The 19,172-nt window shown below is 71.5% G+C and carries 20 protein-coding genes; 7 read left to right on the forward strand and 13 right to left on the reverse strand.

The genetic code is table 11. The features are described from left to right. Nucleotides 1-5: 5 nt before the first annotated feature. The gene (locus tag ABD140_RS07735) at nucleotides 6-1,523 is read right to left on the reverse strand and encodes a serine/threonine-protein kinase (protein WP_344238273.1); all 1,518 of its coding nucleotides are present in this window, start codon (nucleotides 1,521-1,523) and stop codon (nucleotides 6-8) included. Nucleotides 1,524-1,801: 278 nt separating this feature from the next. Between ABD140_RS07735 and ABD140_RS07740 the strand changes: the two genes are divergently transcribed. From ABD140_RS07740 to ABD140_RS07760, 5 genes are all read left to right on the forward strand, one after another. Further along, nucleotides 1,802-3,037, forward strand: coding sequence for an erythromycin esterase family protein (locus ABD140_RS07740; RefSeq protein WP_344238274.1), 1,236 nt, complete (start codon nucleotides 1,802-1,804; stop codon nucleotides 3,035-3,037). Nucleotides 3,038-3,125: 88 nt separating this feature from the next. Continuing rightward, nucleotides 3,126-3,980: an ABC transporter ATP-binding protein gene (locus tag ABD140_RS07745; protein ID WP_344238275.1), complete on the forward strand. Its 855-nt coding sequence runs from the start codon at nucleotides 3,126-3,128 to the stop codon at nucleotides 3,978-3,980. Beyond that, a complete protein-coding gene (locus ABD140_RS07750; protein ID WP_344238276.1) occupies nucleotides 3,977-5,002 on the forward strand; it encodes an ABC transporter permease in 1,026 nt (341 codons plus the stop codon). The genes ABD140_RS07745 and ABD140_RS07750 overlap by 4 nt, the downstream gene beginning before the upstream one ends. A 4-nt stretch (nucleotides 5,003-5,006) precedes the next feature. Continuing rightward, nucleotides 5,007-6,125, forward strand: coding sequence for a sensor histidine kinase (locus ABD140_RS07755; RefSeq protein WP_344238278.1), 1,119 nt, complete (start codon nucleotides 5,007-5,009; stop codon nucleotides 6,123-6,125). Continuing rightward, nucleotides 6,122-6,775: a response regulator gene (locus tag ABD140_RS07760; protein WP_344238280.1), complete on the forward strand. Its 654-nt coding sequence runs from the start codon at nucleotides 6,122-6,124 to the stop codon at nucleotides 6,773-6,775. The genes ABD140_RS07755 and ABD140_RS07760 overlap by 4 nt, the downstream gene beginning before the upstream one ends. 40 nt (nucleotides 6,776-6,815) lie before the next feature. On the opposite strand, the gene ABD140_RS07765 is transcribed toward ABD140_RS07760, so the two are convergent. Next, on the reverse strand, nucleotides 6,816-8,189 hold the full coding sequence (locus ABD140_RS07765; RefSeq protein ID WP_344238282.1) for an MFS transporter: 1,374 nt from the start codon (nucleotides 8,187-8,189) through the stop codon (nucleotides 6,816-6,818). A 61-nt stretch (nucleotides 8,190-8,250) separates the two neighbouring features. Here ABD140_RS07765 and ABD140_RS07770 point away from each other — a divergent pair, with 61 nt between their 5' ends. Beyond that, entirely contained in the window at nucleotides 8,251-9,000 is a 750-nt protein-coding gene (locus ABD140_RS07770) for a helix-turn-helix transcriptional regulator (protein ID WP_344238284.1), read from the forward strand. 148 nt (nucleotides 9,001-9,148) lie between these two features. Here the strand turns inward: ABD140_RS07770 and ABD140_RS07775 are convergent, their stop codons facing one another. Further along, complete coding sequence (locus tag ABD140_RS07775) at nucleotides 9,149-9,721, reverse strand: hypothetical protein (RefSeq protein WP_344238286.1); 573 nt, start codon at nucleotides 9,719-9,721, stop codon at nucleotides 9,149-9,151. A 75-nt stretch (nucleotides 9,722-9,796) separates the two neighbouring features. Beyond that, nucleotides 9,797-10,768 (reverse strand): helix-turn-helix transcriptional regulator, encoded by a 972-nt coding sequence (locus ABD140_RS07780; protein ID WP_344238288.1) that lies wholly within the window; start codon nucleotides 10,766-10,768, stop codon nucleotides 9,797-9,799. Between the two features lie 75 nt (nucleotides 10,769-10,843). Here ABD140_RS07780 and ABD140_RS07785 point away from each other — a divergent pair, with 75 nt between their 5' ends. Then, nucleotides 10,844-13,024 carry an excinuclease ABC subunit UvrA gene (locus ABD140_RS07785; protein ID WP_344238290.1) on the forward strand — a complete coding sequence of 727 codons (2,181 nt, stop codon included), beginning with the start codon at nucleotides 10,844-10,846 and terminating at the stop codon, nucleotides 13,022-13,024. A gap of 21 nt (nucleotides 13,025-13,045) precedes the next feature. On the opposite strand, the gene ABD140_RS07790 is transcribed toward ABD140_RS07785, so the two are convergent. The 9 genes from ABD140_RS07790 to ABD140_RS07830 all read right to left on the reverse strand — a co-directional run bounded on the left by ABD140_RS07790 (nucleotide 13,046) and on the right by ABD140_RS07830 (nucleotide 19,164). Beyond that, a complete protein-coding gene (locus ABD140_RS07790) occupies nucleotides 13,046-13,843 on the reverse strand; it encodes an ABC transporter permease (protein WP_344238292.1) in 798 nt (265 codons plus the stop codon). Further along, nucleotides 13,840-14,769: an ABC transporter ATP-binding protein gene (locus tag ABD140_RS07795; protein WP_344238293.1), complete on the reverse strand. Its 930-nt coding sequence runs from the start codon at nucleotides 14,767-14,769 to the stop codon at nucleotides 13,840-13,842. The genes ABD140_RS07790 and ABD140_RS07795 overlap by 4 nt, the downstream gene beginning before the upstream one ends. Beyond that, entirely contained in the window at nucleotides 14,766-15,350 is a 585-nt protein-coding gene (locus ABD140_RS07800) for a helix-turn-helix domain-containing protein (RefSeq protein ID WP_344238295.1), read from the reverse strand. Before ABD140_RS07800 ends, ABD140_RS07795 begins: the two co-directional genes overlap by 4 nt. Before the next feature lie 68 nt (nucleotides 15,351-15,418). Continuing rightward, on the reverse strand, nucleotides 15,419-15,946 hold the full coding sequence (locus ABD140_RS07805; RefSeq protein WP_344238297.1) for a sigma factor-like helix-turn-helix DNA-binding protein: 528 nt from the start codon (nucleotides 15,944-15,946) through the stop codon (nucleotides 15,419-15,421). Then, nucleotides 15,829-16,293: a sigma factor gene (locus ABD140_RS07810; RefSeq protein WP_344238299.1), complete on the reverse strand. Its 465-nt coding sequence runs from the start codon at nucleotides 16,291-16,293 to the stop codon at nucleotides 15,829-15,831. The genes ABD140_RS07805 and ABD140_RS07810 overlap by 118 nt, the downstream gene beginning before the upstream one ends. After that, on the reverse strand, nucleotides 16,290-16,682 hold the full coding sequence (locus tag ABD140_RS07815) for a VOC family protein (RefSeq protein WP_344238301.1): 393 nt from the start codon (nucleotides 16,680-16,682) through the stop codon (nucleotides 16,290-16,292). The genes ABD140_RS07810 and ABD140_RS07815 overlap by 4 nt, the downstream gene beginning before the upstream one ends. Nucleotides 16,683-16,800: 118 nt before the next feature. Beyond that, nucleotides 16,801-17,373 carry a TetR/AcrR family transcriptional regulator gene (locus tag ABD140_RS07820; protein WP_344238303.1) on the reverse strand — a complete coding sequence of 191 codons (573 nt, stop codon included), beginning with the start codon at nucleotides 17,371-17,373 and terminating at the stop codon, nucleotides 16,801-16,803. A 4-nt stretch (nucleotides 17,374-17,377) separates the two neighbouring features. Continuing rightward, a complete protein-coding gene (locus ABD140_RS07825; protein WP_344238304.1) occupies nucleotides 17,378-18,349 on the reverse strand; it encodes a DMT family transporter in 972 nt (323 codons plus the stop codon). After that, the gene (locus ABD140_RS07830) at nucleotides 18,346-19,164 is read right to left on the reverse strand and encodes an SDR family NAD(P)-dependent oxidoreductase (protein WP_344238305.1); all 819 of its coding nucleotides are present in this window, start codon (nucleotides 19,162-19,164) and stop codon (nucleotides 18,346-18,348) included. Before ABD140_RS07830 ends, ABD140_RS07825 begins: the two co-directional genes overlap by 4 nt. Nucleotides 19,165-19,172 lie beyond the last annotated feature (8 nt).

Raw genomic sequence — 19,172 nt, forward strand, 5'->3', positions numbered from 1 at the left:
GGAGATCACCACGGTCCGGAGAGGGGAGGTGAGGGGGTGCCGGGCCGCGGAGCGAAGTGGCGCAGGGCCGCCTCGAGGCGGCCCGGGGTGGTCTTGAGCTCGTCGAGGCAGCACAGGCCGATGGTGTCGGTCTCCTTCTCGCGCCAGGGGGAGCGGGCGTTCGTCCAGGACAGGCGCTGCCCGGCGAACGGGTCGGTGGTGGTGTAGTCGAACAGAGGGCGGAGGACCAGGGCCGCGCGGGGTCGGGGTCCCGTGCCGGGGACGATGCCGACGGAGGCGATGCGCGGCCAGGTGTAGTGGACATGGCGCAGACCCCGGACGAGGTCGATGCCCTCGGCCGAGATGCGCAGCCGACGGGGTGCGATCAGCTCGAACAGGAACATCCAGATGGCCTGGAGGGCGTACAGCAGGGCGATGAGGAATCCGCCGAGCAGCGCCGTCATGCCCACGCCGAAGGCGAAGTCGTCGGCGGTCGGCGACGTGTCGTTCTTCTGCGCCTCCGCGAACCAGATCAGGAACACGACGGCGATCACCAGACCCCACACCAGGCGCCCGCCCTTGCCCTTGCGCACGACGGTGCCCGCCTTGATCCGGACGACGAAGGCGTCGTCCGGCGGATGCGTCGGGCCCGGGCCGGTCTCCATCCGGACCGGCACTCTCTCCTGCGGGGCGGGCACCGGCTGCGGACGGGGGGCCGGAGGAGCCGGTGGCGGGGCGTGCGGGGTTCCCGCGGCGCGGGCCAGCAGCGTATGGGCCCAGGCCGCGTCGGGACGGTCCGCAGGGTCCTTGGTGAGGAGCTTGAACAGCAGTTCGTCGAGCTCGGGGCCGGGGTTGCGGGGCGGCGCCGGAGGGTCTCCGACGACGGCGGCGATCGCGGCGGCGGCCGAGTCCGCGTCGAACGGGCCGCGGCCTTCGAGGGCGAAGTAGAGGGTGGCGGCGAGCGACCACAGGTCGGTGGCGGGCGACACCGACCGTCCTCGCGCCTGCTCCGGCGACATGTAACCGGGCGAGCCGATCATGGCGCGGTCGGAGGTCAGGGTCGGGTCGCCCGCCAGGAACGCGATGCCGAAATCGGCGAGCTTGACCTGGTCCCCGGGGAGGACCAGCACGTTGGCGGGCTTCACGTCGCGGTGCACGATGCCCAGGGCGTGCGCGGCCGTGAGGACCTCCAGGAGCGCCAGACCGATCCGCGCGGTCCGCGCGGGAGCGAGCGGACCCTCCACCGCCACCAGTTCGGCGAGCGACCGGCCCGGGACGTACTCCATGACGATGTGGACGACGCCGTCCTCGACCAGTACGTCATAGACGGTGACGACGTTGCCGTGCCGGATCTGCGCGGCGGCCCGCGCCTCCCGCATCATCCGCTGCCTGCGGGCCTCGGCCGCCGCCGGGGACAGGCCGTCGGGCGCGAGGATCTGCTTGATCGCCACCTCGCGGCCCAGCGTCCGGTCCTCGGCGCGCAGAACGACGCCCATTCCGCCGCGCCCGAGTTCCTCCAGCACCCTGTAGCGACCGGAGATCATCCGCACCCGCCTTCGCGACTCGGGGAAACGCCATACAGAAACCTGCTCCAAGCCGACGATCTTGCGCTCGCGATTCCAGGTTCTGTCCGCTTGAGGCCAGGTCCGGGAGCGCGCCGTGCCTTGTCCGTGTCCGGCGGGACCTCATCCGGGCGGAAAGTGCGGACCAAGAAGGAGGAGGAGGCTGTTTCCTCCCCTACGAGGGGGCATACCGGCCTTATCGGCACGAAAGTTTTTTCGGGGGGATCGTGGCGCATGTAGCGGAGATCAGGCGTTCGGCGTTGCCACTGGAGACGTCCGGTGACCTCGATCCGCTGCTGGAGCGGATCGGCGACGCGCGGCACGTCCTGATCGGCGAGGCCAGCCACGGCACGCACGACTTCTACGCCTGGCGGGCCGAGCTCACCCGGCGCCTGATCATCGAGAAGGATTTCCGGTTCATCGGTGTCGAGGGGGACTGGCCCGACTGCGACCGGATCCACCGGGCGGTCACCGGGGACGGCTCGCCCGACGAGGCCGTGTACGCCTTCGCCCGCTGGCCCACGTTCATGTGGGCCAACGAGGAGGTCAGGGAGTTCTGCCGGTGGCTGCGCGGCTGGAACGACGCGCTGCCGCAGGAGCGTCGTGCGGGCTTCCACGGCCTGGACGTCTACAGCCTGTGGGACTCGCTGCAGGCCGTGCGCGGCTACGCCCAGAGCCACCTGCCCGAGCAGACCGAGACGGTGCTGCGGGCGCTGCACTGCTTCGAGGCGTACGGGCATGATCCGCAGCGGTACGGCCTGGCGACACGGCTGCTCCCCGACACCTGCGAGGACGAGGTCGTCGGCATGCTGGCGGCCCTGCGCCGGGAGGCCCCCGGCGACGAGGAGGGCTTCGCCGCCCGCCAGAACGCCGAGGTCGTGGCCGGGGCCGAGGAGTACTACCGGGCCATGATGCGCGGCGGCCCGGACTCCTGGAACCTGCGCGACGTCCACATGGCCGACACCCTCGACCGGCTGACCGACTTCCACGGCGGCGCCAAGGGCGTCGTCTGGGCGCACAACACCCACATCGGCGACGCCCGCGCCACCGACATGGCCGCCGCCGGCATGACCAACCTCGGGCAGCTCGTCCGGGAACGCCGCGGCGCGGACGCCGTCGTCCTGGTCGGCTTCGGCACCCACCGGGGCACGGTGATCGCGGGCCGGGAGTGGGACGCCCCCGCCGAGATCATGCCGGTGCCCCCCGCCCGCCCCGACTCCCTCGAAGACCTCCTGCACACCGCCGCCCCCGGCCGCGCCCTCTTCGTCGCCCCGCCCCCGGAAACCCGTCCCACCTGGTACGACACCCCGGTCAAGCACCGCGCCATCGGCGTCGTCTACGATCCCGCCCGCGACCGCCACCGCAACTACGTCACCACCACACCCGGCCGCCGCTACGACGCCTTCCTCTGGCTGGACGAGACCACCGCCCTGCGCCCCCTCCACGGCGAGCCCCCGGGCGAGACCGAACCCGAGACGTTCCCCAGCGCTCTTTGAGAAGAAATGGCCGAAAGTACGGTCGGAAACGGCGGGGGCCGTACTTTGGCGTGATGGCGGGGAGGGGGCGTTTTTCCAGGATGGGGTCATGCCACATCAGGAGATCTTGCCCCCGGTGCTGCACGCCGAGGGGCTGACGAAGAAGTACGGGCGGCGTACCGCGTTGGACGGTGCCGATTTCTCGGTTCCCCAGGGGAGCGTGGTCGGGCTGGTCGGACCGAACGGGGCCGGGAAGTCGACGTTGCTGCACATGGCCTGCGGGCTGCTCGAACCGACGTCGGGCAGGCTGCGGGTGCTGGGCGAGCGGCCCGCGGCGAACCCGGCGCATCTGGCGCGGGTGGGGTTCGTCGCGCAGAACGCGCCGGTGTACGGGACGTTCAGCGTGGCCGAACACCTGCGCATGGGGGCGCGGATGAACCCGTCGTGGGACGCGAGGCTGGCCGAGCGGCGGATCACGCGGGCCGGGCTGGATCCCGCGCAGAAGGCGGGCGGGCTGTCGGGCGGGCAGCGGGCCCAGCTGGCGTTGACGGTCGCGGCGGCCAAACGCCCCGACCTGCTGATCTTCGATGAGCCCGCCGCCGCGCTGGACCCGCTGGCGCGCGAGGGGTTCCTGAAGAGCCTGACGGAGTTCGTCGCGGAGCTCGGTGCCAGCGCGGTGCTGTCGTCACACCTGCTCGGGGACGTCGAGCAGGTCTGCGACCACATCATCCTGCTGGGCGACTCCCGCGTGCAGCTCACCGGGAACGTCCGGGAACTCCTCGCCGTCCATCGCCGGGTGCCGACGCGAGGCGGGCCGCCCGTCGGCGGGGAGGTCATCCGCGCGAACGGCGAGCACGCGATCGTGCGGATCGGCGCCGTGCCGCCGCAGCACGCAGCGCCCGTCACGCTCGAGGAACTCGTCCTCGCCTACATGACGCGGGCAGCAGGGGAGGTCCAGCGATGATCTGGTTGAGCTGGCGGCAGTTCCGTTTCCAGGCGTGCGTCGGCGCCGTCGCGCTGGCGCTGGGCGCGGCATACCTCCTGTACCTCGGCATGGAAATCCGCGACGCGCACGACGCCGCCCTCGCCCGCTGCGGGGGTAGCGGCGACTGCGGACAGGCGCTGGGCCAGTTCCAGGTCGAATACCGGGCACCGCTGATATTCCTGGCCTTGGGCCTCGGCCTGGCACTCGCGCTCATCGGCGGGTTCTGGGGCGCGCCGCTCGTCGCGCGGGAGTTCGAGGCGGGCACCCACCGCCTGGTGTGGAACCAGAGCGTGTCCCGCCCCCGCTGGTTCGCGACCCGGCTCGCGTTCGTCGCCTTGGCCGGAATGATCATGGCGGGAGCCGCCGGAATGCTGCTCACCTGGGCGGCGGCGCCGGTCGACGAGGTGGCGGGGGACCGGTTCGGCACCATCACCTTCGGCGCCCGGCACCTCGCCCCCGCCGCCTACGCCGTGTTCGCCGTCGTGTTCGGCACCGTCGTCGGGCTCCTCATCCGCCGCACGCTGCCCGCGATGGCCATCACGATGGCCGGCCTGATCGCCTTCCAGTTCTTCGTGCCCAACGTCGTCCGGCCCCACCTCATGACGCCCGAGCGGACGACCCTGGCCATGACGACCGAGGCCGTGAACCAGGCACGGAACCTGGGGAACATCAGCGGCGGCGCGGTCATCGGAGGGATCACGCTCCCCGACCATCCCGATGCGTGGATCAGCCGCACGAGCCCGCTGCTCACCGCCGACGGCAGCCCGCTCGCAGAGGACGTCTTCGGCGCCTGCCTCGACGACCCGCCGAAGACAGGCACCGGCGGCACCTTCGGCGACACCGCCGCCTGCCTGGGCAGGCTCGATCTCCACCTCGAGATCGACTACCACCCGGCCGCACGGTACTGGACGTTCCAGTGGCTCGAGGCCGGATTCTGCCTGCTGCTCAGCGCTCTGCTGGCGGCGTTCGGTCTCTGGCGTCTCCGGCGCGGGACAGACTGAAGCCATGAACGGTACGGATCGGGTGAACGGGGTCGACGTCGGGCTTGCCGTCGTGTTCGCCCTCGGGATCGCCTTCACCGCCTACAGCCTCAGCGTCAGCTGGGGCGGCGTCTCCTGGCTGTTCAACGGCGTCGTCGGAGCCGTGGTGTGCGGGCTCGCGCTCCTGCGCCGACGGTGGCGGGAGAAGGCGGCGTTCGCGGGACTGGCCGTCACCGCCGCCGCCATCGGAACCGCCCACTTCACCGACCTGCCCCAGGAGCCCGGTCCCATCACCGTTCTCGCCCTGGCGGTGCTCACCGGCACCGTGGTCAGGATCTCCCCGCCGCGGCAGGCCTGTGCCGTCGCGGCGGGCGGCGCCCTGGTGGCCGCCGGCACGTGGCTGTGGGCGTCCGCCGCCGTGCCGGTGTGGACGACTGCGGGCTGGGCCTGCGCCGTCGCTTTCGGGTGGAGCCGGAGGTACCTCGCCGACCGTGCCCGGGCCACCGCCGAGAAGGTACGCCAGGACGAGCGGCTGGAACTCGCCCGGGAACTCCACGACATCGTCGCCCACCACCTCACGGGCATCCTGCTCCAGGCCCAGGCCGCGCAACTCGTCGCCCGCAGGGACCCGGAGCGGGCGGCCGGCGCGCTGGCCGGTATCGAGGCCGCGGGGTCCGAGGCACTGAACGCGATGCGCCGCACGGTCGGCCTGCTGCGCGACACCGGCGACGCCCCGCCGACCTCGCCCGGACCGGAACGGCTCAGCACGCTCGTCGAACGCTTCAACCGGCAGGGCCCGCCCGCCCGCCTCACCGAACCCGACGACACGGACGACTGGCCGCAGGAGGTGAGCAGTACCGTGTACCGGATCGTCCAGGAAGCCCTGACGAACGTCGCACGCCACGCCCCGCAAGCCCGGTCGGTCACCGTCGAGGTCGGCAGGGCCTGTGAGGAGATCACCATCGAGGTCACCGACGATGCCTCCCCGAGGCCTTCCCGGTCCCGTCAGCGCAGCGGTTACGGTCTGATCGGGATGCGCGAACGCGTCGAGCGGCTCGGCGGCACCCTGGAGGCGGGGCCTCTCCCGGACGCCGGATGGTCGGTGCGCGCGGCACTTCCCCTCTCCTCGGAGCATCCCGAATGACCATCAAGGTGCTGGTCGCCGACGACCAGGCGATGATCCGCAGCGGCCTTCGGCTCATCCTCGAGGACCAGCCCAACATCCGGGTCGTCGCCGAGGCCGCGGACGGACCCGAGACGATCGCCCTGGCCCGCCGCCTGCGTCCCGACGTGTGCCTGGTGGACATCAGGATGCCGCACCTGGACGGCATCGAGGTCACCCGCGCGCTGGCCGGGCCGGACGTGGCCGACCCGCTCCGCGTCGTCGTGGTCACCACCTTCGACCTCGACGAATACGTCTACGGGGCGCTGCGCGGCGGCGCGGTCGGCTTCGTCCTCAAGGACGCCGGCCCCAGCCTGCTCGTCGAGGCCGTCCGCGCCGCCCACAACGGCGACGCGCTGATCTCCCCCTCGATCACCCTCCGCCTGCTGAGCAACCTGACGGCCCCGGCCGCGTCCCGCCGTTCCCCTTCGTCCCCGCTGTCGGCCCGCGAGCTCGAGGTCGTCCGCGCCATCGCCCGCGGCCGCACCAACCAGGAGATCGCCGCGGAGCTCTTCATCTCCCTCAGCACCGTCAAGACCCACCTGTCGGGCGTCCAGGCCAAACTCGGGCTTCGCAACCGCGTCGAGGTCGCCGCCTGGGCCTGGGAGACACGTCTCGTCGAGTCCTCCTGAGGGCGGCCGGAGGGGTCGGTCCGCGAATCTTCCCGGCGCTTCATGACTGCGGAACTGCTGTCGGCATGCTCGGGTCGTCAGCCTGATGTTCGCCAGGCCGTCGCGGGCCACCGGCGCGTGGCGGCAGCAGCACGGCGATGAGCACGGCAGCGAGCGCGATGCAGACCGCGCCCGCCGTGAGTCCGTGTGAGTAGCCCATGACGACCAGCGCGGCCACCCCGACGGCGCCGCCGATCTGCTGGACGCAGGTGAACAGGGCCGAGCCGAGACCGGCGTCCTCCTCGGTGGTGCCCTCGACCGCAGCGGCGGCCATGACCGGCAGGCTCAGCCCATTGCCGACGCTCAGGAGGAGCATGCCGGGCAGGACGTGGGCGGCGTAGGAGTCGCCTGCCGTCATACCGGACAGCAACAGCAGACCGGCGATGTTGACCGCGAACGCCGGCAGAAGCGTCCACCGCGTCCCGGCTCTGGACGAGATGCGGGAGGACAGCCACATGCCTGCCAGGATGCCGCCGCCGTAGGGAAGGTAGGCGAGGCCGGCCAGGAGCGCGCTGTACCCCAGAGCGGTCTGCACCTGGATCATCAACAGGAACGACATCGCGTACATCGCCATCGAGAACAGCAGGGTCGCGCCGTTGGCGACCGCCCGCGTCCGCGAGGCCAGGAACGATCCGGGCACCAGCGGCGCCACCGCCCGTGACTCGACCCTCAGGAAGGCCACCGCCAGGGCAGCCGACAGTGCAACGGCGCCGATGCCGACCGGATCGCCCCAGCCGTTCTCGCCGGAGCGCAGCAGCCCGTACACCAGCGACACCGCGGCACCGGTGACCAGGACCGCGCCGGGAACGTCGAGGCGGGGCCGGCCAGGGGCGCGGGACTCGGGGACCAGACGGGGGAGCAGCACCAGGGCGACGACGACGGCGGGCAGGTTGATCAGGAAGATCCCCCGCCAGGACACCAGGTCGGTCAGTGCTCCGGAGATCACCAGGCCCGCGGTCGCGCCCAGCGCCGCGATGCCGCCCCAGATGCCCAGTGCCCTGGTCCTCTCCTCCGGTCCCGGATACAGCAACGTGATCATCGACATCGCCGCCGGGCCGGCCATCGCCGAACCCGCGCCCTGCACGAACCGCCCGGTCACCAGCTGCCAGGGCTGCTGCGCGAGCCCGCACACCAGGCTGGCCGCTCCGAACAGCGCCACGCCCATGAGGAACACGCGGCGGCGGCCCAGCAGATCCGCCATCCGGCCGCACAGCAGCAGCAACCCGCCGAAGGCCAGGAAGTAGGCGTTGACGACCCAGGGCAACCCGGAGGCGCTGAACCCCAGGTCATCGCGGATGCTGGGCAGAGCGACGCTCACGACCGTGTCGTCGAGCACGAGCATGAACTGGACGAGGCACAACACGATCATCGGCATCTGCCGAGGCTACGATCCGCAGTATTTGGCCACAATCCGCGATGAGGCCAGACTATGTCGCATGAAGGACAGGCACATGGAGGACATAGGCGCGATCATCGTCGGCCGCTTCCCGCTGGCCTCGGGGGAATGGATCGCCCCGCACAGCCACACCCACCACCAGATCGCCTGGACCCGGCGAGGCGTCCTGAGCGTCGGCGTGGAAGAGGTGTACTGGGTCCTGCCGCCCACCAGGGCGCTGTGGCTGCCCGCAGGCGTCACCCACACGACCGGCGCGACCCGCGAAGCGGTGCTGTGCAGCCTGTACCTGGCACCGGAGCACTGCCCGGTGGACTGGTCCGAGCCCACGGCGGTCGGTGTCGACGGCATGCTCGCCGAGCTGATCGGGTACCTGGCCCGCACCGACCTCACCGACGACGCGCGAGCGCGCGCCGAGGCCGTGGTGCCCGACCTGCTGCGCCCGCTGCCCACACGGCCCATCACCGTCCCGCAGCCCACCGACGAGCGGGTTCGGGTAGTGGCGGCCGCCCTGCTGGCAGACCCGGCCGACCCGCGCTGCCTGGAGGAACACGCCCGCGCAGCGGGCGTGAGCAGACGAACGATGACACGGCTGTTCGTCCGCGACACCGGTATGAGCTTCGACCAATGGCGCACCCAGGTACGCCTGCGCGCCTCCCTACCGCTGCTGGCCGAGGGGCAGCCGGTATCACGGGTGGCGCACAGCGTGGGATACGCCACGGCGAGCGCGTTCCTGGCGGCCTTCCGCCGCACGGTCGGCACCACACCCCGGCGCTATCTGCTCAGCCGTTGACGTGCGCGACCGCAGGCGACACCGTCATCATGGCTCCTCGCCTGCCATTGATTGTCGGTGGGGGTCGGCAGCCAACGGCCTGGTGGCGGGGACGGGTGAGCCCGCCTTTGACCACGTTTTCCGGTCCGTCGTCGGCGGTGCTGGCGGGTCAGACCCGGCGGTAGTGGGCGGAGATGGTCGACGTGCCGGTCTCGTCGGTGAACTTGGTCTGGAACTTCAGGGACTTGCCGGCGCAGGTGTACTTTCCGTGAGGCAGGACGAAGAGGTCATAGTCGCCCTTGCGGTAGGTCTTGACGAGGTTCTCGTGGCCTGCGGGCACGCCACCGAGGGTCGAGTCGACGACGGCGTTGCCGGAGGCGGACTTCCGCTTGAGGGAGAAGTCGCCCTTCTTGGTGCCCTTGAGGACGGACTTGAAGGCCAGGTGCTTGCGGTAGGCGCGCTTGATGGTGATGGGGGCGCCGTCGAGGACGGTCTTCACGACGACCTTCTTGGAACCGGTGAAGTCGTAGCTGAACTTCTTCGGCGTGATGGTCAGCTTGGTTCCCGCGCCGCCCTTGACGGTGCTCGTGGTCTCGGTCTTGGCGACCAGGGAGTAGCTGATGAGCCGCCACTTGCCGACGGCGCACTGCTTGGGCGCGGCCGAGACGGATGCGGGGAGCGCGATGGCGACACCGGCGGCCAAGGCGGTAGCCAGCACGATACGGGTGGGGGACACGGACAAGGTCGGCCTCCATATGGGGGATGGTCGGATAAACGTATCGTCTGACGGTCCCGCCGTCCCCCTTCGTCTCCGCCGTCAGGATCCGGCTCGCAGAAGGCGTCCGGCCAGCTCCCGGCTGAGGTCGGCGAACTCCGCAGGAGCGTGGATGCGGAACTCGGCGCCGATGAGGCCGAGGTTGATGACGAGCCAGGGGAAGGAGTCGACGAACGCGGTGACGCGGCACCGGTCGTCGGCCAGGGGTTCGATCGTGCAGTCGGCGAACTTGAGCTTGTCCGCGACCGTCTCGGCCGGGGCTTCGACGGTGGCGACGGCCCGGTGGCGGGGACGGGTGAGCGCGGCGTGCAGGTAGGCGCGGCCGTCGTCGGCGGGCAGGGAGCGGGGGGAGAAACGCCGGCCGGTGGGTGTCAGGTCGTGGATGCGGTCGATGCGGAACGTCCGCCAGTCGTCCTTGCCCAGATCCCAGGCGAGGAGATACCAGCGACCGCGCGTCAGGACCTGCCGGTACGGTTCCGCCTTCCGGGTCGTGACCGTGCCGTCCGGGCCGCGGTAGTCGAATCCGATCTGCTCGTGGCGGGTGCAGGCCTCGCCGATGGCGGCGAACGCGGCCGTGTCGATCGCCGGGGAGGGGCTGGGGGAGACCTCCATCGACGCCCGTACGAGCTGCGCCCTGGTCCGGAGCCGCGCCGGGAGCAGCTGATCGACCTTGCCGTAGGCGCGGTCGGCCGCGGCGCCCATGCCGCGGGTGTCGTCTTCCGGCGCGGTCCCGGGCGCGGCCGCCGCGGCCAGCGCGAGACCGATCAGGAGGGCGACGGCCTCCTCGTCGTCGAAGATCATCGGAGGGAGTCGCGTCCCCGGGCCCAGCTGGTAGAAACCGCTCGGCCCCGGCCGGGTCATGACGGGATAGCCGTACTCGCGCAGCCGCTCGACGTCGCGGCGCAGCGTGCGGGGGCTGGTCTCCAGCCGCCGGACGAGCTCGGCTCCGGCGAACCTGCGGCCGGTCTGCAGCAGCGCCAGCAGGTCCAGCATCCGTTTGGTCACATCGGCCATCGCCTTCCACAGTACGCCGAGACGCGGCCGTGATCCGGCCGCATCTCGGCGTACACAGGGGTGATGAGCCGGAACATGATCAAGATCAGGAACGCGCGGACCCACAACCTGAAGGGCATCGACCTCGACATCCCCCGGAACACGTTGACGGTGGTCGTGGGCGTGTCCGGGTCGGGCAAGTCGTCGCTCGTGTTCGACACCGTGGCCGCGGAGGCGGCGTTCCAGTGGAACGAGACCTACCCGCCGTTCCTGCGCAACCGCCTGCCCCGCCACTCCCGCCCGGAGGCCGACTCGATCGAGGGCCTCTCCCCAGTGGTGATCATCGACCAGCGCAGGCTGGGCGGCAACGCCCGCTCCACCGTGGGCACCACCACCGACACCTGGACGTACCTGCGGCTGCTGTTCTCCCGGATCGGTACTCCGCACATCGGCGAGTCGAACCGGTTCTCCTTCAACGACCCCCGAGGCATGTGCCCTGCCTGCGACGGCATCGGACGGGTCCTCACTAGCGACGTCGATCGGATGCTCGACCTGGACAGGTCCCTGAAGGAGGGGGCGATCCTGCTGCCCGGGTTCGGGGACGGCCAGTACTGGTACCGGCAGTACGCCGACATCGGCTCGTTCGATCCGGCCACCCCGCTGCGCGAATGGAGCAAGGAGCAGCGCCAGGCACTGCTGTACGGCGGGGAAGCGGCCGCGAAGCTCGGCACCAGGCCCCCGAAGGACTACGAGGGAGTCGTAGAACGCTTCGAGCGCATCTACCTACGCACCTCTGACGCGCTGTCGGACCGTAAGCAGGCGGTGCTGGAGAGGTTCACCCGTGCAAAGACCTGCCCGGAGTGCGACGGCGCGCGCTTGAACGAGCAGGCCCGATCCGTCCGCGTGGGAGGGGAGACCATCACCCGGATGAGCCGTATGGAGATCCGCGACCTGGCTGCGCTCATCGCCACGATCGACGACGTCCGTGTGGCACCGGTCGTCGAGAGCCTGCACACCAGGCTCACCGCCCTGGACGACATCGGCCTCGGCTACCTCAGCCTCGATCGCGGAACGACCACCCTCTCCGGAGGGGAGTCCCAACGCATCAAGACCATCCGCCACCTCGGCAGCAGCCTCATCGAAGTGCTCTACGTGTTCGACGAGCCCACCGTAGGGCTCCACCCCAGAGATGTCGGGGACATGACGGCCCTGCTGAAAAGGCTGCGCGACAAAGGGAACACCGTGCTGGTCGTCGAACACGACCCCGACGTCATGCGCGAGGCCGACGCCATCATCGAGATCGGTCCCGGCGCGGGCGAACACGGTGGTGAACTCGTCTTCCACGGCCCGTTCACCGAGCTCCTCACCGCCGACACCCCCACGGGCCGCGCCCTCACCCGCGCCACCGCCGATGGGCCGCGCCGACGGCGGGCACGTGGACGGCTGCTGATCGAGCACGCACGCCGCAACAATCTGAAGGACATCACCGTCGGCATCCCTCTCGGCGTACTCACCGTCGTCACGGGCGTCGCCGGTTCGGGCAAGTCGAGCCTGATGGCCGAGCTCCTCGACCAGCACCCGGCTACCAGCATCGATCAGCGCGCGATCGCCGCCAACGGACGCTCCACGCTGCTCACCTACAGCGGCATAGGGCCACGTCTCCGCTCGATCTACGCCCGCGCCACCAACGCGCCCGCCGCCTTGTTCAGCTCCAATTCCACCGGCGCCTGCCCCGAGTGCAACGGCACCGGAAGCATCCGCACCGACCTCGCCTTCATGGACGACCACACCGTCGTCTGCGAAGCCTGCCAAGGCCGGCGCTACTCCCCGGAAGCCCTGGCCCACCGGGTCCGCGGACGAACCATCGCCGACACCGAGGACCTCACCGTCACCGAGGCGGTCGGCGCGTTCGACGACCCTCAGATCACCGCGGCCCTGGCCGGGATCATCGACGTCGGCCTGGGCTACCTCCGCCTGGGCCAGACCCTGCCCACCCTCTCCGGCGGCGAGAACCAGCGGCTCAAAATCGCCACCGCACTCCGCAACGGGGCGAACGCCGACCTGTACGTCCTCGACGAGCCGACCACCGGCCTCCACCTCAGCGACGTGGACACCCTCGTGGAGAACCTGCAGCGCCTCGTCGACGCCGGGAACACCGTCATCGTCGTCGAACACCACCTCGACGTCATCCGCAGAGCCGACTGGCTCGTCGAAATCGGCCCGGAGGCCGGGCAGGACGGCGGGCACCTCGTCTTCGAAGGCGCCCCTCGGCCATGACCGCCTCCGGGACTCCCGTGGTCAGGCGACGTCGCGGCGCATCGGGCTGAGGACGGCGGCGGTGCCGGCCAGGGCGGTGTACGCCAGGAGGACGAGCAGGCCCGCCACCGGGGAGAGCAGGCGGATGGGGTCGGTGGACATCTGCTGCGAGAGGGCGTCGGAGATCGCGGTGAAGTCGGTCAGCGCCGCGGCGGCGCCGCCGGGCAGCCACGGGTAGAGGTGCCGGATGCCGGGGATCATCATCAGGAGCGTCTCGCCCGCGTACAGGTATCCGATGACCACGGCGAGGGCCGCGACCTGGTTGCGGATCAGGGCGCCCATGCCGATCCCGAGCACCGTGTAGGCGACCATCGCCAGGCCGGTCCTGGCGAGCAGCTCGATGATGCCCGTGGCGGGCATGCCCAGCGTCACGCCCTTCACCGCCGCGGCTCCGAAGAAGGCCAGGGCGGAGGTCGCGGCGAGGACCAGCCCGTAGCAGGCGCCCGCCGCGCCGTGGGCGACGATCTTGGCGACGAGCACCTGCCAGCGGCGCGGCGCGAACAGGAACGTGAAGTTGATCGTCCGGTGCCGGTACTCCGACGTCACCGCCAGGGTGCCGATCGCGGCGGGAACGAACGCGGTGTAGCCGAGGAACCCCAGGACCGTCCGCACCCCCTGCTCGGTGTGCAGCCCCGGCATCGGGGGGTCGAAGTTCTCGGGGCCGACCAGGGTCAGCATGCCGATCAGCCCGCCGCCCAGGAGCCCGCCGACCAGCAGGGCGCCCCACCACATCCGGGTGGCCAGCAGCCTGCGGAACTCGGCCTTGATCAGTCGGTTCATCGCATGCTCCCTGTCAGGTCGAGGAAGAGCCGTTCCAGGTCGGGCTCCTCGGGGGTCAGGCCGTGGATCCGGAGGCGGTGCGCGGCGGCCAGGTCGGCGAGGCTCGCCGGATCCGGCCCCCACACGCGCAGTTGCTCCGGCCCGATCCGCTCCACGCGCGTCTCGTATCCGGCGAACGGCTGCTGGACGAGCATCCGGGCCACGGCTTCCGCGTCGGGCGAGTGGACCAGGACCGCCGGCGCCGTGCCGGACAGTTCCGCCAGCGGTGCCGCGGCGACCATCCGTCCCTGGCGGATCACCACGACGTCGTCGGCGACCTGCTGGATCTCACCGAGCACGTGGCTGGAGATGAGAACCGTGCGGCCCTCCCCGGCGAGGTGCCGCAGGAAGGAGCGGAGCCAGGCGGTGCCGGCGGGGTCCAGGCCGTTGCTCGGCTCGTCCAGCAGCAGGACCCGGGGGTCGCCCAGCAGCGCGGTCGCCAGGTTGAGCCGCTGGCGCATGCCGGTGGAGAAGCCGCGCGTCCTGCGGCGTGCGGCTCCGGTGAGGTCCATCAGGGACAGCAGCTCGTCGACGCGTCCATCGGGGTGGCCGCCCATCGCGGCGTACACGCGCAGGTGGTCGCGGGCCGAGTGGTCGGGGTGGAAGGAGGCGGCGTCGAAGACGGCGCCGACGGTGGCCGACGGATCGGCGAGCTCGTGGTACCTCTTCCCGCCGATGGTGACCGAACCGGAGGTGGGGGTGATGTGCCCGATCATCATGCGCATCGTCGTCGTCTTGCCCGCGCCGTTGGGCCCCAGGAATCCGGTGATCCGTCCGGGCTCCACGGTGAAGCCGAGGTCGTCCACGGCGGTGATGTCGCCGAAGCGCTTGGTCAGGTTCCTCGCCTCGATCCGGAGGCGTCCGCCGGTCATCGTGGTCTCTGTCATGTCGTCTCTTCTTCGGTCGTCATGTCGTCCTTCTTCGCGGCCGGTGTGTCCACGGGCAAGAGCACGGTCGCCAGCAGTCGCGGTGTCCGCCCCGGCCTCGGTTCGTTGCGGGTCAGCGGCTGGACGAGCTCGGTGAAACCGCGGGCGAATTCGGCGAACTCCTCGTCGTCCAGGTGCAGCACCATCTGCTGGTAGCCGACGCCGTCGGCCACCAGATCGATCTGCTCGCGCGCCAGGTAACGGGAGAACTCCGCGAGCAGGCTGGAGACGAACGAGGTGAAGTAACGCTCGTGGTCCTCACTCGTCGCCTCGGCCAGCGCCTCGCCGCTGAGCATCGCCCCGCCGGGCGGCAGCGCGTAGACGCGCTCGGTCGTCCCGCCGACCCTGCGTTCTTCGACCACTTCGAGCAGGCCGCCTTTGGCGAGCGCGGCCAGGTGCCGGTAGAGCGTCGCCTGCGGCACGTCCGGCAGCAGGTCGGCGATCTCGCGGGTGGTGCGGCGCACGCCGCTGACCGCCCGCAGCACCCGTATCCGCACCGGATGCAGGGCCAGCTCCGCCCAGCGCTTCTGGGAATCTCTCACACCAGAACGTTATCATTATCGATAATGAGAATGAACACCCCCGGCCGGTGCCGCGGCGCGGCACCGGCTCAGGCCGGGGCGGACAGCCGGATCGAGGCGAGCTTGGCCGGATCGACGACGATGCGGATGCCGGTGATCCGGCCCGCGGCGACGGTGAAGGCGATGACGGAGAGAGGGGTTCCGTCGGGGCGCCAGGACATGTGGCCGGGAACGCCGTCGACCAGCACGGGCCGGTGGCGGGCGGCCTGGCCGGAGAACATGCGGGCACCGGCGGCGACCGCGGTGGCGCCGAGGGTGACGACCACGCCGTCGGGGGTGTCGACGGTCAGTTTCACGTTCGGGTCGAGGACGCGCAGGAGCGCTTCGAAGTCACCGCCGAGGGCGGCGGCGCGGAACGCCTCGACGGCCTCGTGGTGCTCGCGGCCGGGGCCCGCCGACCGGTCCGCGGCCCGGACCTTGCGGCGGGCGCGGCTGGCGATCATCTTGCAGGCGTCGGCGGACTTTCCCAGGATCCGGCCGATCTCCTGGAACGGGACCGCGAACATGTCGTGCAGGACGAACGCCAGGCGCTCGCTCGGGGTGAGCGAGTCGAGCACGACCAGCAGGGCGAGGCCGACCGTGTCGGCCAGCGCCGCCTGTCGTCCGGCGCGGGGCCGTCGGCGGGCGTCACCACCAGGTCCGCGGACTCCTGCCCGTAAGGGGTCTCGGGGTGGGCCCGGCGGGAACGCAGGAGGTCCAGGCTGATGCGGCCGACCACGGTGGTCAGCCAGCCCGCCAGGTTGGCGATGGTCGCCTCGTCCTGGCGGGCCAGGCGGATCCAGGCCTCCTGGACCACGTCCTCGGCGTCGGCGTGCGAGCCCAGCACGCGGTACGCGACGGCGCGCAACCGATCGCGCTGGGCTTCGAACGCCTCGGCCACGAGGCCGGACGGGTGGGCGGTCACGGCTTCCGCTGCTGGCGGAGCGAGATCCGGTTGCCGTCCGGGTCCACCGCCTCGACGCGGATCCCGAACGGGTACTCCTCGGGCGCGGACTCCTCGAAGACGACACCGCGTCGGCGCATGATCTCGAAGTCCTCGCGCAGATCGTCGGATTCGAGGATCAGCGGTCCGGGCGCGGTGCCCCGGTCCCCGTCACCCGGCTTCCCCGCGGCCGCCGCGTGCGACCACAGGAGGATCTGCACCGGGCTGCCGGGAACGCCGACGGTGAGGAAGCGTCCGTCGGGCCCCGAGAAGTCGATCCGCTTCTCCAGGCCGAGCCCCTCGGCGTAGAACTCCAGTGCGCGGTCCTGATCGGTGACGTAGACCGTCACGTACATGATGTCGGTCAGCATTCCGTCCTCGCTTCACTCGTCGGTGCGACGGCCGTTCGTTTTCCGTCGTCACACCCATGACGGGCGCTGGCGGGAGAAGGTAACGAGCGCGTGCACCGGAAGCGGGGAGCGGTCCGGCTCAGGGCCTGGGCGCCATGCCGGCGAAGAGGGCGTCGAGCACGCGGTCGACGTAGTCGTGGGTCAGGGGCTCCTGGGTGATCAGGAGCTGGAAGTACAGGGGACCGGACAGGACGGCCATGGCCAGGTCGAGATCGAAGTCGGAGGAGAGCTGGCCCTGCTCCCGGGCGGTGCGCAGGCGGGCGACGGTCCGGTCCGCCTGCGGGCGGATGAAGCGCTCGTTGAGACCGGCGGCGACGGTGGGGTCGTGCTGGGCCTCGCCCAGCAGCGCCCGGTACAGCGGGCCCCACGGGGGACCGCCCAGCAGGTCCACCGCCGCGTGGATCTGGCTGCGCAGATCGGCCATGACGTCGCCGGTGTCGGGATAGCCCAGGTCCGGCTCGTTCTGCGACAGGAGGGAGTCGAGGAAGAGCAGGCCCTTGGAGGGCCAGCGCCGGTAGACGGTGTGCTTGCCGACGCCGGCACGGGCCGCCACGGCCTCCATGCTGAGCCTGGCGTAACCGGACTCCCGTGCCAGATCGAGGGTGGCCTGCATGATCGTCCTGGTGCGGGCGTCGGAACGGCTGGTGGTCATCCCACTACGATACGGCACGTGCCGTGTTGGCGCTGCCGCACCGGCGCGCATCAGGCGCTCCGCGGTGCCGGCCGTGGTCCGTCGGCTCACCGGCTGCTTCTGGCTCTCGGCTGCCGCGGCCGGACTGTCGGAGGCCGGTGACGACGCCCGCCGCGACGAGCAGTACCCCGGTGACGTCGGCGGGGCCCGCCTGGCCGAGGCCGAGTGCGACGGCGGTGAGCAGCGCGCCTACGGGTACGAGGCCGGCGAAGAGGCCCGCACGGTCGGCGCCGAGGCGGCGCAGCGCGTCGTACCAGAGGAAGAAGGCGGCCGCGGTGACGATCGCGCCCAGGTAGCCGAAGGCGGCCGCTTCGCCGGACGTGGGCAGCCGCAGGGCGTTCGTGCCGTCCAGGGCGAGGCTCGCGGCCAGCAGCATGGGCACGGACAGGGCGGCGGGATAGGCGGCGACCCGCAGGGGGCCGAGTTTGGGCAGGAGCGGGATGGCGAGCAGGGAGAAGGCCACCTCGCCGGCGAGCGCGCCCAGGGACAGCAGGAGGCCTTGCAGGCTCCCCGAACCGAGACCGGCGGCGACGGCTGCGCCGAGCGCGACCACGACCGCGGCGCCGACGGTGCGCGGAGCGGGGCGCCGGCGTTCCAGCAGCGGGCCGACGAGGGCGAGGACGAGGGGGACGGCTCCGACCACGGTGCCGATCATGGCGGGGCCGGCGTGCCGGGTGGCTTCGACGAGGAAGAGGTTGAACCCGGCCAGGCCGGTGGCGGCCAGCGCGACCAGGAGCAGGACGTCACGTGGCGTCAGGCGGACGCGGGGCAGGCGCCGGTGGCGTACGACGGCGAGCAGGATCGCCGCGGCGAGCGCATAGCGCAGTGCCTGTCCGGCGAAGACCGGGTAGTCGGCGATGGTGGCGGAGACGGCCGTCGAGGTGCCGACGAGCAACATTGCCGAGGCCGCGGCGGCGGGAGCTGGGAGGGATCTCATGCCGCGTGCTCCCGCGGCGCCCCGGCGCCGGTCGACGGGGCCAGGACCTTGCGGGTGATGCGTTCGGCGATGGCGGCGACCACGGTCCGGGGGCGGCGGGGCGTCAGGTGCGCGGCCAGGGCGTTGCCGAATCCGGGGATGACATAGCCGCGGTCGCGGTCGAGCGCGCGCAGAGTGGCGCGCACGACGGGCTCAGGGGTGGTCATGGAGCCGGTGACGGCCGCCCGGCGGGTGCCGATGGTGTCGAAGAAGGCGGTCTCGACCGGGCCGGGGCACAGGGTGAGCACGCGGATGCCGCGCTTCCGGTACTCCTGGCGCAGGGCGAGGCCGAAGTTCAGCACGAAGGACTTGGACGCGCCGTAGACGGCGAAGTACGGGGAGGGCTGGAAGCCGGCGTTGGACGCGACGTTGACGATCGAGCCGCGACCGCGCTCCAGCATGCCGGGCAGCAGCTCGTGGGTGAGGTCGACGAGCGCGACGACGTTGACCATCAGCTGGTCGTGGTCGCGGGCGCCGGAGATCTCCTCGAAGCGGCCGCACGTGCCGAAGCCCGCGTTGTTGACCAGCAGGTCGACGCTCAGGCCGCGGGCGGCCAGCCGGTCGGCGACGCGGCGGGCCGCGTCCGGCTCGGCGAGGTCCTGGACCAGCACATGGGCGCGGACGCCGTGCTCGGCGATCAGGCGCTCGGCGAGGGCGGCGAGCCGGTCGCCGGACCGCGCCACCAGGACCAGGTCGTGCCCCCGGGCGGCGAGCTGCGCGGCGAACTCCGCGCCGAGGCCGGACGATGCTCCGGTGATGAGGGCGGTGCTGTGCACGAGTGACT

This window comes from Actinocorallia libanotica (genome assembly GCF_039525175.1).
Classification (GTDB): Bacteria; Actinomycetota; Actinomycetes; order Streptosporangiales; family Streptosporangiaceae; genus Actinocorallia; species Actinocorallia libanotica.